A 16,973-nucleotide genomic window follows, 5' to 3' on the forward strand; every position below is an offset into this window, starting at 1 on the left:
CAGTGCATTCAACTGTCATCCTACCTGTTTGAGCCGAGTCCCGATGTTCGGCTTATTTCAGCGCTGGATCGTACTTAAGGGGACACGGTTCGGCGCGCTCGCGTGTGGGGATTTCAGGCTGTTTACTTTCGGTAACAGCCTGTCGCTGGTCGGAACGTGGGTGCAGCGGATCGGTACAGGCTGGCTTGCGTGGGAGTCGAGTCATTCGAGTGCGTGGCTGGGCTTGCTGGCGTTCGCCGATCTTTTCCCCACTGTGCTCCTTGCACCGGTCGCCGGCGTGATCGCCGACCGGTGCGACAAACGCCGCGTGATTGTCTATTGTCAGTTCGTCGCAATGGGGACGGCTGTTTTGCAGGCCTGTCTGATTCTGAGCCATGCCAATTCGATGGCGTGGCTGCTGGCGGTGACGTTGGTGTCGGGCATTGCCAGTGCGCTGTGTCAGCCGGCGCGCCTCTCGTGGATCTCGACATTAGTGCCACCGCAAAGGCTCGCGTCCGCGGTCGCGATCAATTCCCTTTGCTTCAATCTGGCGCGCTTTGCCGGACCTGCCTTGGCCGGCGCCATGCTGCTGAAGCTCGATCCCTCGGCGTTGTTCCTGCTGAATGCGCTGAGCTATGCCATCTTCATCGTCATTATTTTTCGCATCGCGCCTGGGGTTTCGAAGTCGGTCGCCAAGGATCCGCCCTCGCATTGGTTACGCGGGATGACGGAGGGATTCCGCTACCTGGTGTCGGACGCCCCGTTACGGGAAACCTTCCTGATTCTGACCGCATCCGCCGTTTGCATTCGCGGGGTTCCGGACCTCGCACCGGCTATCGCGGGCGAATTGTTGCAGCGCGGCTCACAAGGTTTTGCGTCGCTCGTCGCCGCAGCGGGCCTGGGCGCCATCGCGGGCGGCGTGTGGTGCAGCGGGCGCGACACGGCCAAACCGTTAGCAAGATTGATCGAGCGTCAAGTATTGGCCGCTTCGCTCTGTACCCTTGCACTGGCACTCACGCACGACTTTCGCCTCGCGCTCGCGCTGTTCCTTGCGATGGGTTTCTCGATCGTCGTGACCGGGATCGGTGCACAAACGTTTATTCACCTGTCGGTTCCGCAGGAGTTGCGTGGGCGCGTGCTTGCGTTATACGGCGTGGTCTATCGTGGTGGGCCGGCACTCAGTGCACTGTGGCTCGGCGCGGGCGCGCCGTTTCTGGGGTTGCGCCTGGCGCTGGGCGTGGGTGCATTGCTGTGCATGGCGGCCTACTGTGTCATGGCGATTCGGGTTCGCGCGCGCGCTCGTCGCCAGGATCCGCCAGCGCAATGACCAGTATCTACAGCTTGAATCGGTGCGTGCCCGGGCAGATGAGGCGACGCCTGGTGCTGCCCGTACATCTCATCGCCTCTTTGCTGAGTGCTGCAACCGAAGCTCGCGCGGAGCGCGGCGTGACGCTTTACGGATTGATCGACACCGGTCTGAGCTACGTGACGAATGTGGCGACATCCGGCGGACATGCTTCTTTGTTCCGATACGCGGATGGCGTCGCTCAAGGCAATCGTTGGGGTTTGCGCGGACGGGAGCGTGTCGGCGACGGCGTCGACGCGGTTTTCGTACTGGAAAGCGCTTTCAGTACCCGCGGCGACGTTTCGTCAGCTGAAGGCGAGCTGTTCACACGCAAGGCTTATGTCGGGCTGTCGAAGCGCGCGATCGGCGAATTGACGTATGGTCGTCAAAACGCGTTGTCGGCTGCCTATGTGGGCGCTAATTACACGATGGGAAGCCAGTCCGCAGCGGGCAATTACGCTTACCACATCAACGATCTGGATCAGCTGGCGGCCGCTCGTATCAGCAACGCGTTCAAGTTTAGCAGCGCCAACTTTGCGGGGTTCGAGTTCGGCGGCATGGTTTCGTTTTCCGAAGAGACGGACCGCTCGAGCGGTTTGCCGGCCGACCGCACTCAAGGTGAGGCACAACGTGTGATATCGGGCGCCTACAGTATCGGCTTGAATTACACGGGCAAGTCGTTCGGCCTGGGCACCGCGTGCACGCGGATCGGTTTTCGGAGCGGGGCGACAGCACCCGTCAGCGTGACGGTGGCGAACGTGAAGGTGGGCGCGCTGCGTTATCTGGAAACCTGTGCGCTGGGCGGCCAAACCACCATAGGGGCCGTGCGCGTGTGGGCTAATGTCACGCGCACACGCCTGATGCCGACGTCCGGCGCTGGATCGACACTGGATAACAAGGAGGTGGGCGTCCGTTATGCGCTGACGTCAACGCTTGGCGGCGCGCTCGGCTATACGCGCTCGACACTGGCAGGCGGTGCCCGCGGCAGGTGGAATCAGTTCAACGTGGCGCTCGACTATGCTGTGTCGAAGCGTACCGATCTCTACGTGCTGGCGATCCGGCAAACGGCATCGGGAAATAACATCGTGGCGGGCGTGGACCTGCCGGTGCAGGCGGAAATCGGCTCCAGCCCTCGCGTGATCGGCAATTCGGGAAGTGGTGCCGATAGTCAGACCGCTTTGCGCATGGGACTGCGCCATCGTTTCTGAGCGGCCTGTCCCGGCTTGCAGCCTTCAACACGGCAGTGCGGTGGCGGAGCTGCGCCGTGGTAGCGAGTTCGCCACATTGCGACGGGCCTTGACGCAAACCGGTAATACCGATACCGGGATGAACGGGCAACTGGTTGCGGTTGCCCGCGACGGATACGATGAAACATCTGATCCTAACCGCCGGGAAAACCGCTATGAAACGTTTCCACATTGCGTTGGCCGTTGCCAGCCTCGAGGCTTCCATCGACGATTACAGCGACCGTCTCGGCCAGTCGCCCACCGCGGTCGTACCGGGCCGTTACGCGATGTGGCGCACCGGGCTGCTCAACTTTTCGATCAACGAGATGCCGGATAAGGGTGGCCAGCTTCGGCACGTCGGTTTCGAAGACGATTCGGTGGAAGGGTATTCGAGCAGCAAGGACGTGAACGGGCTCGAATGGGAGCTGTTTTCGGTGGAAGAGCAGGATCGCCGGATCGTCAGCACTTACGGTGAGGCGGTGCGGACCGATAAGGGTTGAGGCGCGTGTCTGCCGAGATGCGCCCCATGCCGACACGCGAACGCGCCAACGCGCTATAACGCGTCACAACGCCACCGTGCGCGGCATGCTCCGGCATCAGTCGCGCGAACCGTCCGCAGCCGGACGGTTCGCATAGTGCCCGCGCTTTTCCTCATACATCAGCAGATCAGCGCGTTGCACGCCGGCCTCGAGCCGGTCGCCGCGCTGACAGGTTGCCGCACCCATCGAAAAGCTCAGCAGCGAGCCCGGATAGAACTGGTTGTTCAGATCGACCAGTTGGCGGATCGCGTCGATCATCGCGGCGCCGCCGCGCTCGTCGGTGTCCGGCAGCAGGATGGCGAACTCGTCTCCGCCGATACGCGCCGCATGAAAAGGCGCGTCCGTCGCCTTGGCAAGTACTTCGCCGGCCCGCCGTAACAAGGCGTCCCCGGCCGCGTGGCCGAGCTGATCGTTCACGCGCTTGAGCCCGTTCAGATCGGCCATGATGATCGTCACCGGCCACGGACCCTTGCGTTCCAGCCGGTTCAGTTCATCCACATAGAACGAGCGGTTGCGCAGCTTGGTCAGCACGTCATGCTTGCCCAGGAACTCCAGGTAAGCTTCGGCCTTCTTGCGCGCCGTGATGTCGGTGAGGGCCACCAGCACCAGGTCCCAATTGCGTTCATGGCCCGGCAGCACGGAGAACTGCAGGTGCACGTGCACCTCGCTGCCTTCGAGCGAATAGTTGAGCACTTCGCGCTGCTGGAACAGCTTGCCGTCCCACAGATCGATCAATTGCTCGCGGAAATGCGGCCGCATGTCGTCGCGGAAGACTTCGGACAGGCGCGACAGCAGCATTTTTTTGTCTTTCGCCGCGAACATGGTGAGCGTGTGCTGGTTCACGTCAAGCACGTGAATTTCCTGCATGCAACGCTCGACAAACTCGGGATGCACGTCGGTGAACACCCGAAAATCGCTGATGCCGGCCGCGCGCGCCTCGTCGAGCAGACGTTTGACCTCGCTGAAATCTTCCACCCACAGCGACACGGGCGAATATTCGAACAGGCCGCGCACATACTGTTCGGCAAGCGTCACGCGATGCCGCGCGCCTTCGAGTTCGGTAATGTCTTCGACGGAGACGAGCACACGGTCCCAGTTGTCTTCATGGCCGGGCAGCACGGCGCCTTTGAGCAGTACGTCGAGGCGCCGCCCGCCGAGGGTGTAGTTGACCGTCTGACTCGTGAACTGGGTTTGCCCGGCCCACAATTGGCATAGCTCCTCGAGGTGGGTCTTGAGCATGTCGTCGCGGAACACGGAGGCGAGATTGCTGGTGAGCGCCTCGAAATCGGCGGCCTCGAATTGCGTCAACGTCTTCTGATTGACCTTGATGACGCGAATGCTGTGCGCGCATTCGGCGACCCGGCCCGGATCGTCGGCGAAGTGGGCGCGCAGATCTGTCACGCCTTGGGCCCGCCATGCGTTGAATAGCGCGCGCACACCGCTGAAGTCTTCGAGCCAGAGCGAGACAGGCGCGAGTTCGAACATTTCGGAATCGTCTCCCAAGGGGACTTCTTTCGGGGCGTCGTTGGCGGGCGCTGAGCCGCGCGGGAGGATGTCCAGCATGAGATTCCCGTGGTCGGAGTTCGGGCTATTTTAATGCGGCTTCGGGACGGCTCAAAAGAAAGACGCTTGACCGGTCCCGTTTGCACAGCCGTCCCGCCGCAGCTCGCACCGGCCTGTTCGCCCGATATCGCTTGCCAGCGGGGCTGCGGGAGGCTTGTTACACTCACGCGTCGTGCCTCCCGTCCGTCATCGCCCAAAGAAAAAACGCCCGCCATGAAGCCATCCCTGCTGGTTCTTATCCCCTTGAAAGATACAAGCCGCGCCGCTGTCGAGACCGCTTTCGACGTCGTCCATGCCGCCGATGCCACCCAGCGGAGCGCCGCGATCGCCGCGCATGGCGCGACGATCCGTGCCGTGCTGACCAGCGGGACGGTCGGGCTGAGCGCCGCTGAAATCGACCAGATGCCACAGCTCGAGTTTGTCAGCGCGCTCGGTGCCGGCTATGAAAACCTCGCCCTCGAGCACGCCCGCAAGCGCGGCATCGTCCTCGTCAACGGCTCGGGCACCAATGCCGATTGCGTGGCCGATCACGCATTCGCGTTGCTGCTCGCCGTGGTGCGCGACGTGCCGCAACTCGATCAGGACACCCGCAAGGGCGCCTGGCGCGAGTCGTTGCCGATGCGTCCGAACGTGTCCGGCAAGCGGCTCGGCATCGTTGGGCTCGGCAATATCGGCGAGAAGGTCGCGCGGCGGGGTGCCGGATTCGATATGGAAATCGGTTACCACAACCGCAAACCGCGGGAAGGCTCGCCGCTGCGCTATTTCGACAGCGTGGAGGGGCTCGCGCAGTGGTGCAATTTTCTCGTGGTAGTGACGCCCGGCGGCGCCGGCACGCGTCATCTGGTTGGCAAGGTGGTGCTGGACGCACTCGGACCGGACGGTTTCGTGGTCAACGTCTCGCGCGGCAGTGTGGTGGATACCGCTGCTTTAGCGGAAGCGCTTACGGCCGGCTCGATTGCCGGCGCGGGTCTGGACGTCTACGAAGGCGAGCCGCATCCGCCCGAAGCCTTGCTGGCGCTGCGCAACGTGGTCCTGACGCCGCACGTGGGCGGCCGCTCGCCGGAGGCGATCGCGGCCTCGGTCGACAATTTCCTCGCGAACGCCGAGCGCCATTTCGCCGGTGAGCCGGTATTGACGCCGATCTGAGCTCTTGTAGGCAAACTGAAACCATCAGCGCAGCGGATAGTTTCTCTAATAAATCGCGATTTCCCTTGTGGCCCCGTGGCGAATAGGATGGTCGGTATTGAACCAACCGCTTCGACACCACCGGAGCAGCGACGGAGATCCGCATGGAACACCACGCCCGCACCCAGGACGAACGGCTCGAGGTCAAGACCACTACCTGCTACATGTGCGCCTGCCGCTGCGGCATTCGCGTGCATTTGCGCGAAGGCGAGGTGCGCTATATCGACGGCAATCCGGAGCATCCGCTCAACCAGGGGGTGATCTGCGCCAAGGGCGCCTCGGGCATCATGAAGCAGTATTCGCCCGCGCGCCTGACCCAGCCATTGATGCGCAAGGCGGGCGCGGAGCGGGGCAGTGCACAATTCGAACCGGTGTCGTGGGAGGTTGCGTTCGACGTGCTCGAAAAACGCCTCGCCTCGATTCGCGCCACCGATCCCCGAAAATTCGCGCTGTTTACCGGCCGCGACCAGATGCAGGCGCTCACCGGCCTCTTCGCCAAACAGTTCGGTACGCCTAATTACGCGGCGCACGGCGGTTTCTGCTCGGCCAACATGGCGGCCGGCATGATCTATACGATTGGCGGCTCATTCTGGGAATTCGGCGGCCCCGATCTCGACAGCGCCAAACTTTTCTTCATGATCGGCACGGCGGAAGATCATCATTCGAATCCGCTCAAGATCGCTATTTCGAAGTTCAAGCGCGCGGGTGGGCGCTTCATCGCGATCAATCCGATCCGCACCGGCTACGCGGCGATTGCCGACGAATGGGTGCCAATCAAGCCCGGCACCGACGGCGCGCTGTTCATGGCGTTTCTGCACGAACTGATCGCGGCCAACGCGTGGGATCACGAGTTCGTGCAGCGCTATACGAACGCGGCGGAACTCGTCGATCTCGACGAGGGCAGCGAGAACTTCGGCCTGTTCGTGCGTGACCCTGACCAGTCTGTCGGCAATCCGCTCTTCCCTCAGAATCATCTCTGGTGGGATGCCGAAGCCGCGCGCGCCGTGCCGCATCATTCACCTGGCGTTACCCCCGCACTGGAGGGCCGCTATGCGCTGGAGGACGGCACGCCGGTCACGCCGTCGTTCGCGTTACTGCGTGAGCGCGTGGCGGACTGCACGCCCGAGTGGGCGGCTGAGATCACCGGGATTGCCGCGGACACGATTCGCCGCCTCGCGGGTGAAATGATCCAGACCAGCCGCGACCACCGGATCACGCTGCCGATCCGCTGGACCGACGCGTGGGGCGAGACCCACGAGACCGTCACCGGCAACCCGGTCGCGTTCCATGCCATGCGCGGGCTGGCCGCGCATTCCAACGGTTTCCAGTCGATCCGCGCGCTAGCGGTGCTGATGTCGCTGCTGGGCACGATCGACCGCCCCGGCGGCTTTCGACATAAGTCACCGTTTCCCCGCGCGGTGCCGCCATCGGCCAAACCGCCGAACAGCCCCGACGCCGTCAAGCCGAACACGCCGCTAGCAAGCGGCCCGCTCGGCTGGCCCGCCGCGCCCGAGGATCTGTTCATCGACGAACACGGCGGCCCGGTTCGCATCGACAAGGCTTTCTCGTGGGAATATCCGCTCGCCGTGCATGGCGTGATGCATAGCGTGATCACCAACGCGTGGCGCGGTGATCCGTATCCCATCGACACGTTGCTGATTTTCATGGCCAACATGGCGTGGAATTCGTCGATGAACACGATGAAAGTGCGCGAGATGCTGGCCGACAAGCACGCGAATGGCGAGTACAAGATTCCGTTTCTGGTGGTGTGCGATGCGTTCCAGTCGGAGATGACGGCGTTCGCCGATCTGATCCTGCCGGACACGACCTATCTCGAACGCCACGACGCGATGTCGATGCTCGACCGCCCGATCTCCGAATTCGACGGTCCGGTGGATTCCGTGCGTGTGCCGGTCGTGCCGCCGACGGGCGAGTGCAAGCCGTTCCAGGAAGTCCTGATCGAACTCGCTTCGCGGCTGAAGTTTCCCGCCTTCACCACCGCCGAAGGCAGGCGGCGTTTTCGCGACTATCCCGACTTCATCGTCAATCACACCACGACGCCGGATTCAGGCGTCGGCTTTCTGATCGGCTGGCGCGGCAAGGACGGCGACAAGGCGCTGGTGGGCGAGCCGAATCCGAACCAATGGGAGCAGTACGCAAAGAACAACTGCGTGTTCCATTACCGGTTGCCCGAGGCGATGCAATACATGCGCAACTGCAATGGGCCGTATCTCGACTGGGCGGTGGAAAAAGGCTTCCGCAAATTCAGCGAACCGATCCTGATCCAGCTGTACTCCGACGTCATGCAGAAGTTCAGGCTCGCCGCGCAAGGCCGCAGGAGCGGCAGACAGCCGCCCGATCATCTGCGGGCGCGGGTCGAGAAGTATTTCGATCCGTTGCCGTTCTGGTACGCGCCGCTCGAAAGCGATTCCACCGATCTCGCGCGCTTCCCGCTCGCCGCCGTGACGCAGCGGCCCATGGCGATGTATCACTCATGGGACTCGCAGAACGCGTGGCTGCGGCAGATTCATGGCGAGAACTATCTCTACATGAATCCGCTGATGGCGGCTGAAAACGGTATCGCCGACGGCAGCTGGATCTATGCCGAATCGCAATGGGGCCGGGTGCGCTGCATGGCGCGCTTTAGCGAGACCGTGGAGCCGGGAACGGTATGGACCTGGAACGCGATCGGCAAGGCTTCGGGCGCGTGGAATCTCGGCGCGGGGGCGAACGAATCCCAGCGCGGCTTCCTGCTCAATCACCTCATCACCGACGAGTTGCCCGGTCGCGACGAAGCGGCCGCACGCCTCTCGAATTCGGACCCGGTGACGGGCCAGGCCGCGTGGTACGACGTGCGGGTGCGGATCTTTCCGGCGGAGGCGGACGCGCGGCATACGCTGCCGCAGTTCGACGCGATGCCGGCGTTGCCCGGATCGAACGGGGTGATATCGCGGGTCGTCCAGACCTACTTCGCGGGACGCGGCGAATTCGCGGCGCGGCTGCGTGGTGCGGTGGGGCGTAAGTAGCAGGTCGTAAGCAACGGGACGTAAATGGCAGCAAGGAGCGATTCATGACTCAGATGGCATTGGTGATCGACCTGAACGTGTGCGTGGGATGCCAGGCTTGCGTGACGAGTTGCAAGGAGTGGAATACGTCGGGCGAGTCGGGCAGTCTCGCCGATCTGAACCCGTACGACGCCGATCCGTCCGGCACGTTCTTCAATCGCGTGCAGAGCTTCGAAGCCGGCAGCTACCCGAACGCCGAGACGATCCACTTTCCGAAGTCATGCCTGCACTGCGAGGACCCGCCGTGCGTGCCGGTTTGCCCGACCGGCGCGAGCTACAAGCGCAAGGAAGACGGCCTCGTGCTGGTCGACTTCGACAAATGCATCGGCTGCAAATACTGCGCGTGGGCGTGCCCGTACGGCGCGCGCGAACTCGACGAGTCGCGTAAGGAGATGACCAAATGCACGTTGTGCGTCGATCGCATTCACGATGAAAATCTCTCCGAGCGCGATCGTCAACCGGCGTGCGTGCTCGCGTGCCCGACTTCCGCGCGGCTGTTCGGCGATATCCACGATCCGGAGTCGGTGGTGTCGAAGGCGATCGAGGAACGCGGCGGTTATCAGTTGATGCCCGAATGGAACACGCGTCCGGCGAATCATTATTTGCCGCGCGCTACCACCTTGGCATCCGGCTGCGGCAGCGGTGCGTGCTCGTGCAAAGACGCGGGTGCGGCGCTGGAGACGCCTGAATCGCTCGACGCGCAACTCGAGCACGGCGAACTGCATCTTGCGTCGATGGCGACGCGGATCTAAAGGCATTGAAAGCATCTAAGGCATCTAAAGGACTTCACAATGAATCCCGCTTTTTCGGTGGTTTTTCTCACTACGCTGAGCGGCGCGGCGCAGGGTCTGTTGATCGCGCTCGTCGGCGTGGAGACAGCCGCGCATCTCGGGCTCGTCACGGCGCCCGCGGACGCGTTCTATGTCACCGGCGCGGGCTTGACGCTCGTGCTGGGTGGGCTCGGACTGATTGCCTCGTTCTTTCATCTGGGGCATCCGGAGCGCGCATGGCGTGCGATCGCGATGTGGCGGACCTCGTGGCTGTCGCGTGAATGTCTGTGCCTGCCGGCGTTTCTCGCCTGTGCGTTTTTCTACGGTGTCGCCCACTGGTTCGGCTCGCCTTGGGCGATGGCAATAGGGTGGCTCGGCGTGCTGGCGAGTGCCGTGCTGTTTGTCTGCACGGCGATGATCTACGCGTGCCTGCGTTTTCTGCAGGAATGGGCCACGCCGCTCACGCTGGTCAACTTCGTGCTGCTAGGCTGCGCGTCCGGATTGACATTGGCGACGGCGCTGACCGCGTGGTTCGCACCTTCGCTGACAGCAGGGCTTGCGATCTGCGCCTGCGTGCTGACACTCGCGGGTTGCGCGAGCCGCTCGGCATCGCTGGTGCGCAATGCGCGCCTGCGGCCGAAGTCGACCGTGCAGAGCGCGACCGGCATCAAGAATCCGAAGCTCGTGCAGGTCTCGCGCGGCTTTACCGCTGGCGCGTTCAACCTGCGCGAGTTCTTTCACGGCAAATCGGCGGCGACACTGCGCAGTGTCAAGTGGGGCTTTCTGGCGACGGCGTTTATTGTGCCTATTGTGTTGATCGCGCTAGGCGCGGGATCGCATTCGATCGGCGTGTCACTGACTTTGCTGGCGGCTGCGTGTCTCGTGCAGTATGCGGGGCTGGTTGCGGAGCGGTGGTTCTTCTTCGCCGAAGCCAGGCATCCGCAGAATCTGTATTACGCGCGAGTGGGGTGATGCATGCGGGGGCGCGACCGCCGGATTGAAGGCTGACCGCTTACTTCCGGCCGACACCGAAGTCAGATCCTCGAAGTATCTGAATAACCTGATCGAGCGAGACCACCGAAACATCAAGTCCTGGACGAAGGTCGTGACTGGCCTATCGCATACAACCTGGGGACCTTTTGTCTACTTCCTTGCTTGCAGTCTATCGGCAGGGCCTCGAGGTGAGGCCGTGAATGACGGCTGAAATACGATAAAAGGCAGCTGCAAGCTTGCGCCCTTCACTGTCACACGGCGCGCTGCGCTGGTGCTGCATTGCACTGTCGGTGGGATTCTCGAAAAGCCCTGACGCGTTTCTGGCTTAACGCAACGACGCCGGCCCAACGCCGTCACAGCCTCGTCTTCATTGCGTACCAAGACTGCCAATTTTGCATACAATTTATCATAATAATGTTGGCATGATCATTGCGTTGTGGATTCAACTTTCTTTTCAACTTCTCATTGCACCGAAGGGGTTGGCGATAGGACATTCACCACGTAGTAGAAGGAACGTCATGAAATTGCAGCGAAAAAAACGTCTATGGCTATTTATCCCTGCCATGCTGCTTGCCAGCGCAGCCCATGCCCAGAGCAGCGTCACGCTCTATGGGTTGATCGACGAGGGCCTTAACTTCACCAGTAACGCGCAGGGCCACAGCGCCTATCAAATGAAGAGCGGTGACTTTTACGGCAGTCGCTGGGGCGTGAAAGGCAGCGAAGATCTCGGTGATGGCTATCGGGCGATTTTCCAGCTGGAGAATGGGTTCAATGCCAGCAATGGGGCGCTTGGCCAGGATTCACGCGAATTCGGCCGCCAGGCATTTGTCGGCATCGCTTCCGACCGGTACGGCACGTTGACGCTCGGCCGCCAATACGATCCGACCTCGGACGGGAACAGCTTCGGCGCCCTCACGGCGGCTGGTAACTGGGGCGGGGATCTCGCGGCGCACCCGTTCGACAACGACAACGCGGATTGGGACTTCCGCGTGAACAATTCCGTCAAGTACGTGAGCCCTACTTACCGAGGGCTTACCGCCGAGGGCATGTATGCGTTCAGCAACGAGGCCGGCGGGTTCTCTAACAACAGCCTCTATGGCGGCAGCCTCAACTACCAGAATGGAGGGCTGACGGCGGCGGCATCGTATATGAAGATCAATCACCCCGGAGCGAACACGTCCGGTGCCGTGGTCGGCGATACCTTGTTCACGGGTTCTTCGGAACAGAACTACGGCGCCGGGATATCGTATAAATTCTCGAAGACGCTGCTGGCCTTCGTCTACTCGCATGTCGACGTGTACGACCCCACGGCCAACTCCTATTTCACGTCGAATACGGGCCCAGCCGGCGGTTCGTGGAACTCGTGGAAATTCGACAACTTCGAAATTAACGACCAGTACTTCTTTCGGCCGAACTTTTGGTTAGGCACCGCCTATACTTTCACGGACGCGCGACTGGCATCGAGCGTCGGGTCATTCAATCCCAAATGGCATCAGCTCACGCTGACACTCGACTACGATTTATCCAGCCAGACATCCGTTTATGTGCAAGGTGCATACCAGCACGTCGTCAGCGCACATACGGGTACGGACTTTGACTATGCGTCGAACGTGGCGGACGCGGGTATGTCGTCCAGTGAAAACCAGATGGTTTATCGCGTCGCGATAATGCACCGCTTCTGACCACCGCTTCTGACCACCATTTCTGACCACCATTTCTGACGGCCTGCGCTGCTGCGTCGCGCGGCGCAGGTCAGCTCTGGTGGCTGCGCCGGGAGAAACAATAATCGCGCCGTCCTCAAGTCCGACCGATGCCGTATCGGACTTGAGAGAAGCGCGTTACCTTATCGAAGCGATCGGGCTGCAACTTCCTGCTGCTTGCCGAGATGAGAAAAGCAGGACTCACGATCAACGACATCCAAATGCGTTAGCGGCTATAGCTTCGCCGTGTGAGGTTGCCAGTTGGCCTGCAGCGCCTGGGCGCGCGCGTAGACCTTCTCCATCTCTGCACGCAGCGGCGCGACCGATTCGTCCGCGAGGTCAAACTCCGCGCCAAGTGCCTCGTAAGCGCTATTGATCTCGCGCAGCAGCGCACCTTCATCGACGCGCGTAAGCCGTCCGTTCCGCATGACTGCCTCGCCCGCCACAAACACGCTGTCGATCGCGGCGCCGCGCTCGGCGTACACCAGTTGCCGCACTGGATCGGCTAACGGCGTGAAGCTGATCGCATCGGTCCGGTAGGCGACCAGGTCGGCGCGATAACCCGGCTCGATCGCGCCGAGCTGGCCGCCTAGTCCGAGCGCCGTCGCGCCGCCAATCGTCCCCGCATGCAGCGCCTCGGCCGCGGACAGCCATCGCGAATAGTCGTCGCCGCGTATTTTCGACACGGCCGCGGCGCTGCCCATTACGTTGAGCATGTTGACGGTGACCGTCGACGCACAGCCGTCCGAGCCGAGACTCACGTTGACCCCTGCGTCGAGCAGCGCACGCACCGGTTGCACACCGGAGCCGAGCATCAGATTGCTCCACGGATTGTGTTGCGCGCTCGCGCCGGATTGAGCAAGGCACGCGATCTCCGCGTCCGACAACCAGACCGCGTGGATGAGCGATGTTCCTGGACGCAGAAATCCCAGTTCGGCGAGGCGCATCACCATGGGCTTGCCATAGAAGGCTTGCGCCGTCACCACCTGCAAGCGTGTTTCCTGAACATGGATGATGACCGGCAGATCATGCGTGTCGGCGAATTCACGGCAACGAGCGAGAAATTCCGGCGTGCAGCGCTGCGGCGCCGAAGGCGCAATCAACATGCCCACCCGGTCATGCTGGGGATGGTGATGCGCCAACTCGCTTTCCAGCAGTGCGAAGAACGCATCGGGCGAAGGTCGCGGCTGCGCACGCAGCTGCGCGAGCAGGGCGGGCGGGAAAATGCTGTCGACTTCCGGGAAGTTATCGACAATCGCGCGATCCATCATCGAGAATCCGACCAGCGCGCGAATTCCCGCGTCCTCGTAGGCCTGGAAGATGGCTTCGACCGCGGCGGGGTCGATGATCTGACCGAGGCTCACGTCGTCGACGAGTGTGGTGGTGCCGCTGCGCAGCGATTCGAGCGCGCCGATCAGCGTTCGCAGATAGATCTGGCGCGGCGTCAGCTTGACCGGGCGCGGCGCGCGCACGTAGTGCATCCACAATTCGAGTGGCAGATTTTCGAGCCGTCCCTTGTGAAAATGCTCATGCGAATGTTGATGACCATTGATGAGCCCCGGCACCAGCAGGCAGTCGTCGAGCGGCATGCGTTCGCCGTCGGTCGCGCTGCCGCCCGGCACGATGGCGGCAATGCGTTCGCCTTCAATCACGACGTCGACGCGCCGCGGCTCGTAATGCTGTTCGGTGCCGTGTAATGCCCTGACGTTGGAAAGTATCTTGCGCACGGTTTCTGAAGAATCGAAGGAAGGGTGGACTGCGGCGGCTAGCGAAACTGCCGCGACAAGCCGGCGAGTCGCTCCATCAGCAACATGGAAATCAAGGTGGCGACGATCAGCACGCCCGAGGCCGCGGCCGCCCGCACGTCGAGGCTGTCTTCGATGATATGCCACAGGTGGATGGGCAGCACTTCGGATCGCGCGTCCGACAGGAACAGCGACAGCGCGACGTTATCGAACGAATTCATGAACGCAATGAACGCCCCCGACGCAATGCCCGGTACCAGCGCCGGCAGTACGACGCGGCGGAACGTGAACCAGCCGCCCGCGCCGAGGCATCTCGAGCTGTCGAGCAGCGCCGGATCGAGCTGCGCATAACTGGCCGAGGTCGTGTACAGCACATACGGTGCGCACAGCGCGATATGTCCGGCGAGCAGACTGTAGAACGAAAGGCCGGCGCTTTCGAGATTGAACAGGATCAGGATACCGAGCCCCAGCGCGAGCGACGGAATGGTCAGCGGCGCCATGAAAAACGAATCGAGCAGTCGCGCGGCGAACGTGCGGCGGCGCGCGAGCGTCACCGCCGCGGCGACCGCCAGCACGGTCGCGCAGACAGTCGCCGCGGCGGCCAGCTTCAGGCTCAACAGCAGGTCGTCGATAATCTCCGGCGAATCGAAGATCAGCGCTTCATACCAGCGCAATGACAGCCCCGGCGGCGGAAACTTCAGCGAGTAGCCCGACGTGAGCGATGTCACCAGGACGATCAACGTGGGCCCGATCAGCATCAACAGACCGATGCCTCCCAGTAATCCCAGCACCGCATTGAACGGCAGGCGGCCCGGTTGAGAGCGGCGCGCGGGCATGACCCCCAGCGCGGCAAGCGTGGATTTAGCCATGGACGAACCCTCTGGTCTTGCGGCCGAAATAGTTGAGCAAGGTCACGACGAGCAGCACGCTCACCAGCAGAATCACGGCAAGCGTCGCCGCAAACGGATAGTTCTGCGTCTGGATGGCCTGTTCGTAGATGTAGAACGGCATGTACATCAGCTGGCCGCCGCCCACCAGGGTTTGAACCACGAACGCGCTGACCGCGCCGGTAAACACCAGCAAGGTGCCGCTGAGCAAACCCGGCATCGCAAGCGGTACGGTGATCTTCCACCAGGTGCGCCAGCTGCTTGCCCCCAGCGCGTACGACGCCTCGGGCAAGCGCGTGTCGAGCGAGGTGAGGGTGGTGACGAGCGGCAACACCATCAACGGCAGCTCGATCTGCGCAAGCGAGAGGATCACCGCCAGCGGCGTGTACAGGAGCTTGACCGGCGGCCCCGCGTGTCCGAGCGCCATCAGCAGCGCGTTGACCAGCCCTTCATTGCCGAGAATCACGACCCACGCAAACGTGCGCACCACCGAACTGGTCAGAAGCGGCAGCAGGATCAGCACGATCAGCACGCGCCGCCAGCGCGGCGGGCTCACCACGTACAGATGCGCGACCGGATAACCGAGCACGATCGTCACCAGCGTGGTCGCCACGCCAAGCCAGAGTGTTTGCCAGAGGATGCCGCGGTTGTAACTGTCGCCAAAGAACACCATGTATTGGTGAATGCCGACATGCGTCATGGCTGTGTCGTTGTGCAGGCTGATCAGCGCGACAAGCAGGAGCGGCACGCCCACAAACGCGATGAAGAACAGGCCCAGTGGCAACACGAGCAGCCAGTCGCGCGGCATCCGGTGATTCGCGTTCATGATGCGTCAGACCTTGACCAGACGGTTGAAGCGGTCGATATATTCCGCGCGGCGCGGATTGATCCGTGCCCAATCAACCTGCACGAACGACGTCATGTCATTGGCGTTGTGAGCAATCGCGGCGAGCGCTGCACCGAACGGCACTTTTGTGTTGGTCGGCGCGACGTAGTAGGGCGCGCTCGTCATCTGTTGCTGCACTTCGACACTCAACGCGGTGTTGATATACGACGCGGCGAGATCCGCCACCCGGGTGTTCTTCACGATGTTCATCGTGCTGCGCACGATACCCCAGTTGCTGTCGGGGCGCGTGAGCGCAACCGGCACGCCCTTGGCCTTGAGCGACTCCACGTTATTGATGTAGTGGCACGCAATATCCACCTGACCTTGCTGGAACAGCGTGCCGAGCGCGCCAGGATTGGCGGCCACCGCACCGACGTTCGGCATCAGACGCCTGATGTAATCGAACGCCGGGTCCATGTGATCTTCGTCGCCGCCCAGCATCTTGGCAAGCGCCACCATCCATACGGTGCCTAGCGTGGAATCCAGACTCACGAGGCCGACGCGGCCCTTGAATTCCGGCTTGAGCAGATCGTTCCAGGATTTCGGCGTGGTCTTCACACGCTCCGTGTTGTACGCAATGCCGTAGACCTGCGCGGACACATAGGCGCCCAGACCTTTCGGGTCGATGAAGTGCGCGGGCAGATTCGCCAGATTCGGCACCCGGGCTGCCGGAATGGGTTCGAACACGCCTTGCGCGATGCCCTGCAGGTAGGGACCCTCGTCCATCATGACCACGTCGAACGGCGGGTTATTGCGCGCGGCCACCAGCTTGGTCAGCGTGTCGACCGCTTGCGAGGCGGTGAGCACGGCGCTCACGCCCGCGGCCTTGCGAAACGCGGGCAACAGGAGCTTGCGTTGCGACTCTTCCCACGCACCGGGAAACGTGGTGGCGGCGAGGGAGTCGGACGCGGCCATGGCAAGCGGGCTGCCAAGCGACAGGCCGACAGCCCCCGCTGCGCCCATCAGTTGCAGGAGCTTGCGGCGTTGGTGATCGATCAGCGACATAAAACCTCAGGATGGATAGTTGAAGAGGATGAACCGGCGATGCCGAAGCGGGTGGCGCGTTGAATCAGGACGATCGTGACCATGC

General features: G+C 62.4%; 13 protein-coding genes and 1 pseudogene. 9 read left to right on the top strand and 5 right to left on the bottom strand.

Annotation, left to right across the window (positions count from 1 at the left end):
- Window positions 1-43 precede the first annotated feature (43 nt).
- The 3 genes from PQR53_RS19900 (at window position 44) to PQR53_RS19910 (ending at window position 3,050) form a co-directional block, all read left to right on the top strand.
- A complete protein-coding gene (locus tag PQR53_RS19900) occupies window positions 44-1,306 on the top strand; it encodes an MFS transporter (protein ID WP_408457335.1) in 1,263 nt (420 codons plus the stop codon).
- 38 nt (window positions 1,307-1,344) lie between these two features.
- A complete protein-coding gene (locus PQR53_RS19905; RefSeq protein ID WP_494471271.1) occupies window positions 1,345-2,532 on the top strand; it encodes a porin in 1,188 nt (395 codons plus the stop codon).
- A gap of 194 nt (window positions 2,533-2,726) precedes the next feature.
- Window positions 2,727-3,050 (top strand): hypothetical protein, encoded by a 324-nt coding sequence (locus tag PQR53_RS19910; protein ID WP_179737653.1) that lies wholly within the window; start codon window positions 2,727-2,729, stop codon window positions 3,048-3,050.
- Window positions 3,051-3,146: 96 nt separating this feature from the next.
- Here the strand turns inward: PQR53_RS19910 and PQR53_RS19915 are convergent, their stop codons facing one another.
- Window positions 3,147-4,652, bottom strand: a complete 1,506-nt coding sequence (locus PQR53_RS19915; RefSeq protein ID WP_408457340.1) for a sensor domain-containing diguanylate cyclase — start codon at window positions 4,650-4,652, stop codon at window positions 3,147-3,149.
- 213 nt (window positions 4,653-4,865) lie between these two features.
- Between PQR53_RS19915 and PQR53_RS19920 the strand changes: the two genes are divergently transcribed.
- From PQR53_RS19920 to PQR53_RS19940, 6 genes and pseudogenes are all read left to right on the top strand, one after another.
- Window positions 4,866-5,798 (top strand): 2-hydroxyacid dehydrogenase, encoded by a 933-nt coding sequence (locus tag PQR53_RS19920; protein ID WP_408457342.1) that lies wholly within the window; start codon window positions 4,866-4,868, stop codon window positions 5,796-5,798.
- A gap of 143 nt (window positions 5,799-5,941) precedes the next feature.
- Window positions 5,942-8,863 (top strand): molybdopterin-dependent oxidoreductase, encoded by a 2,922-nt coding sequence (locus tag PQR53_RS19925; RefSeq protein WP_408457345.1) that lies wholly within the window; start codon window positions 5,942-5,944, stop codon window positions 8,861-8,863.
- A gap of 44 nt (window positions 8,864-8,907) precedes the next feature.
- Window positions 8,908-9,654, top strand: coding sequence for a 4Fe-4S dicluster domain-containing protein (locus PQR53_RS19930; protein ID WP_408457348.1), 747 nt, complete (start codon window positions 8,908-8,910; stop codon window positions 9,652-9,654).
- A gap of 39 nt (window positions 9,655-9,693) precedes the next feature.
- Window positions 9,694-10,644 carry a dimethyl sulfoxide reductase anchor subunit family protein gene (locus tag PQR53_RS19935; protein ID WP_408457350.1) on the top strand — a complete coding sequence of 317 codons (951 nt, stop codon included), beginning with the start codon at window positions 9,694-9,696 and terminating at the stop codon, window positions 10,642-10,644.
- A gap of 22 nt (window positions 10,645-10,666) precedes the next feature.
- Window positions 10,667-10,786, top strand: a pseudogene (locus PQR53_RS38950) (IS6 family transposase); the annotation flags it as partial.
- A gap of 397 nt (window positions 10,787-11,183) precedes the next feature.
- The gene (locus tag PQR53_RS19940) at window positions 11,184-12,347 is read left to right on the top strand and encodes a porin (RefSeq protein WP_408457352.1); all 1,164 of its coding nucleotides are present in this window, start codon (window positions 11,184-11,186) and stop codon (window positions 12,345-12,347) included.
- A gap of 251 nt (window positions 12,348-12,598) precedes the next feature.
- Here the strand turns inward: PQR53_RS19940 and PQR53_RS19945 are convergent, their stop codons facing one another.
- The 4 genes from PQR53_RS19945 to PQR53_RS19960 are packed head-to-tail and all read right to left on the bottom strand — an operon-like array spanning window position 12,599 to window position 16,888.
- Window positions 12,599-14,092, bottom strand: coding sequence for an amidohydrolase family protein (locus PQR53_RS19945; protein WP_408457354.1), 1,494 nt, complete (start codon window positions 14,090-14,092; stop codon window positions 12,599-12,601).
- 38 nt (window positions 14,093-14,130) lie between these two features.
- Entirely contained in the window at window positions 14,131-14,979 is an 849-nt protein-coding gene (locus tag PQR53_RS19950; RefSeq protein ID WP_408457356.1) for an ABC transporter permease, read from the bottom strand.
- Complete coding sequence (locus PQR53_RS19955) at window positions 14,972-15,823, bottom strand: ABC transporter permease (protein WP_408457359.1); 852 nt, start codon at window positions 15,821-15,823, stop codon at window positions 14,972-14,974. Before PQR53_RS19955 ends, PQR53_RS19950 begins: the two co-directional genes overlap by 8 nt.
- Before the next feature lie 6 nt (window positions 15,824-15,829).
- The gene (locus PQR53_RS19960; RefSeq protein ID WP_408457361.1) at window positions 15,830-16,888 is read right to left on the bottom strand and encodes an ABC transporter substrate-binding protein; all 1,059 of its coding nucleotides are present in this window, start codon (window positions 16,886-16,888) and stop codon (window positions 15,830-15,832) included.
- Window positions 16,889-16,973: the final 85 nt, after the last annotated feature.

This window comes from Paraburkholderia fungorum (assembly GCF_046027605.1).
In the GTDB taxonomy this organism is placed as follows: domain Bacteria; phylum Pseudomonadota; class Gammaproteobacteria; order Burkholderiales; family Burkholderiaceae; genus Paraburkholderia; species Paraburkholderia fungorum_F.

What these genes read in the sequence shown, in the direction of transcription:
- PQR53_RS19900 (WP_408457335.1), top strand. Translation starts at nt 44, where the DNA reads ATGTTCGGCTTATTTCAGCGCTGGATCGTACTTAAGGGGACACGGTTC.
- PQR53_RS19905 (WP_494471271.1), top strand. Translation starts at nt 1,345, where the DNA reads ATGAGGCGACGCCTGGTGCTGCCCGTACATCTCATCGCCTCTTTGCTG.
- PQR53_RS19910 (WP_179737653.1), top strand. Translation starts at nt 2,727, where the DNA reads ATGAAACGTTTCCACATTGCGTTGGCCGTTGCCAGCCTCGAGGCTTCC.
- PQR53_RS19915 (WP_408457340.1), bottom strand. Translation starts at nt 4,652, where the DNA reads ATGCTGGACATCCTCCCGCGCGGCTCAGCGCCCGCCAACGACGCCCCG.
- PQR53_RS19920 (WP_408457342.1), top strand. Translation starts at nt 4,866, where the DNA reads ATGAAGCCATCCCTGCTGGTTCTTATCCCCTTGAAAGATACAAGCCGC.
- PQR53_RS19925 (WP_408457345.1), top strand. Translation starts at nt 5,942, where the DNA reads ATGGAACACCACGCCCGCACCCAGGACGAACGGCTCGAGGTCAAGACC.
- PQR53_RS19930 (WP_408457348.1), top strand. Translation starts at nt 8,908, where the DNA reads ATGACTCAGATGGCATTGGTGATCGACCTGAACGTGTGCGTGGGATGC.
- PQR53_RS19935 (WP_408457350.1), top strand. Translation starts at nt 9,694, where the DNA reads ATGAATCCCGCTTTTTCGGTGGTTTTTCTCACTACGCTGAGCGGCGCG.
- PQR53_RS19940 (WP_408457352.1), top strand. Translation starts at nt 11,184, where the DNA reads ATGAAATTGCAGCGAAAAAAACGTCTATGGCTATTTATCCCTGCCATG.
- PQR53_RS19950 (WP_408457356.1), bottom strand. Translation starts at nt 14,979, where the DNA reads ATGGCTAAATCCACGCTTGCCGCGCTGGGGGTCATGCCCGCGCGCCGC.
- PQR53_RS19955 (WP_408457359.1), bottom strand. Translation starts at nt 15,823, where the DNA reads ATGAACGCGAATCACCGGATGCCGCGCGACTGGCTGCTCGTGTTGCCA.
- PQR53_RS19960 (WP_408457361.1), bottom strand. Translation starts at nt 16,888, where the DNA reads ATGTCGCTGATCGATCACCAACGCCGCAAGCTCCTGCAACTGATGGGC.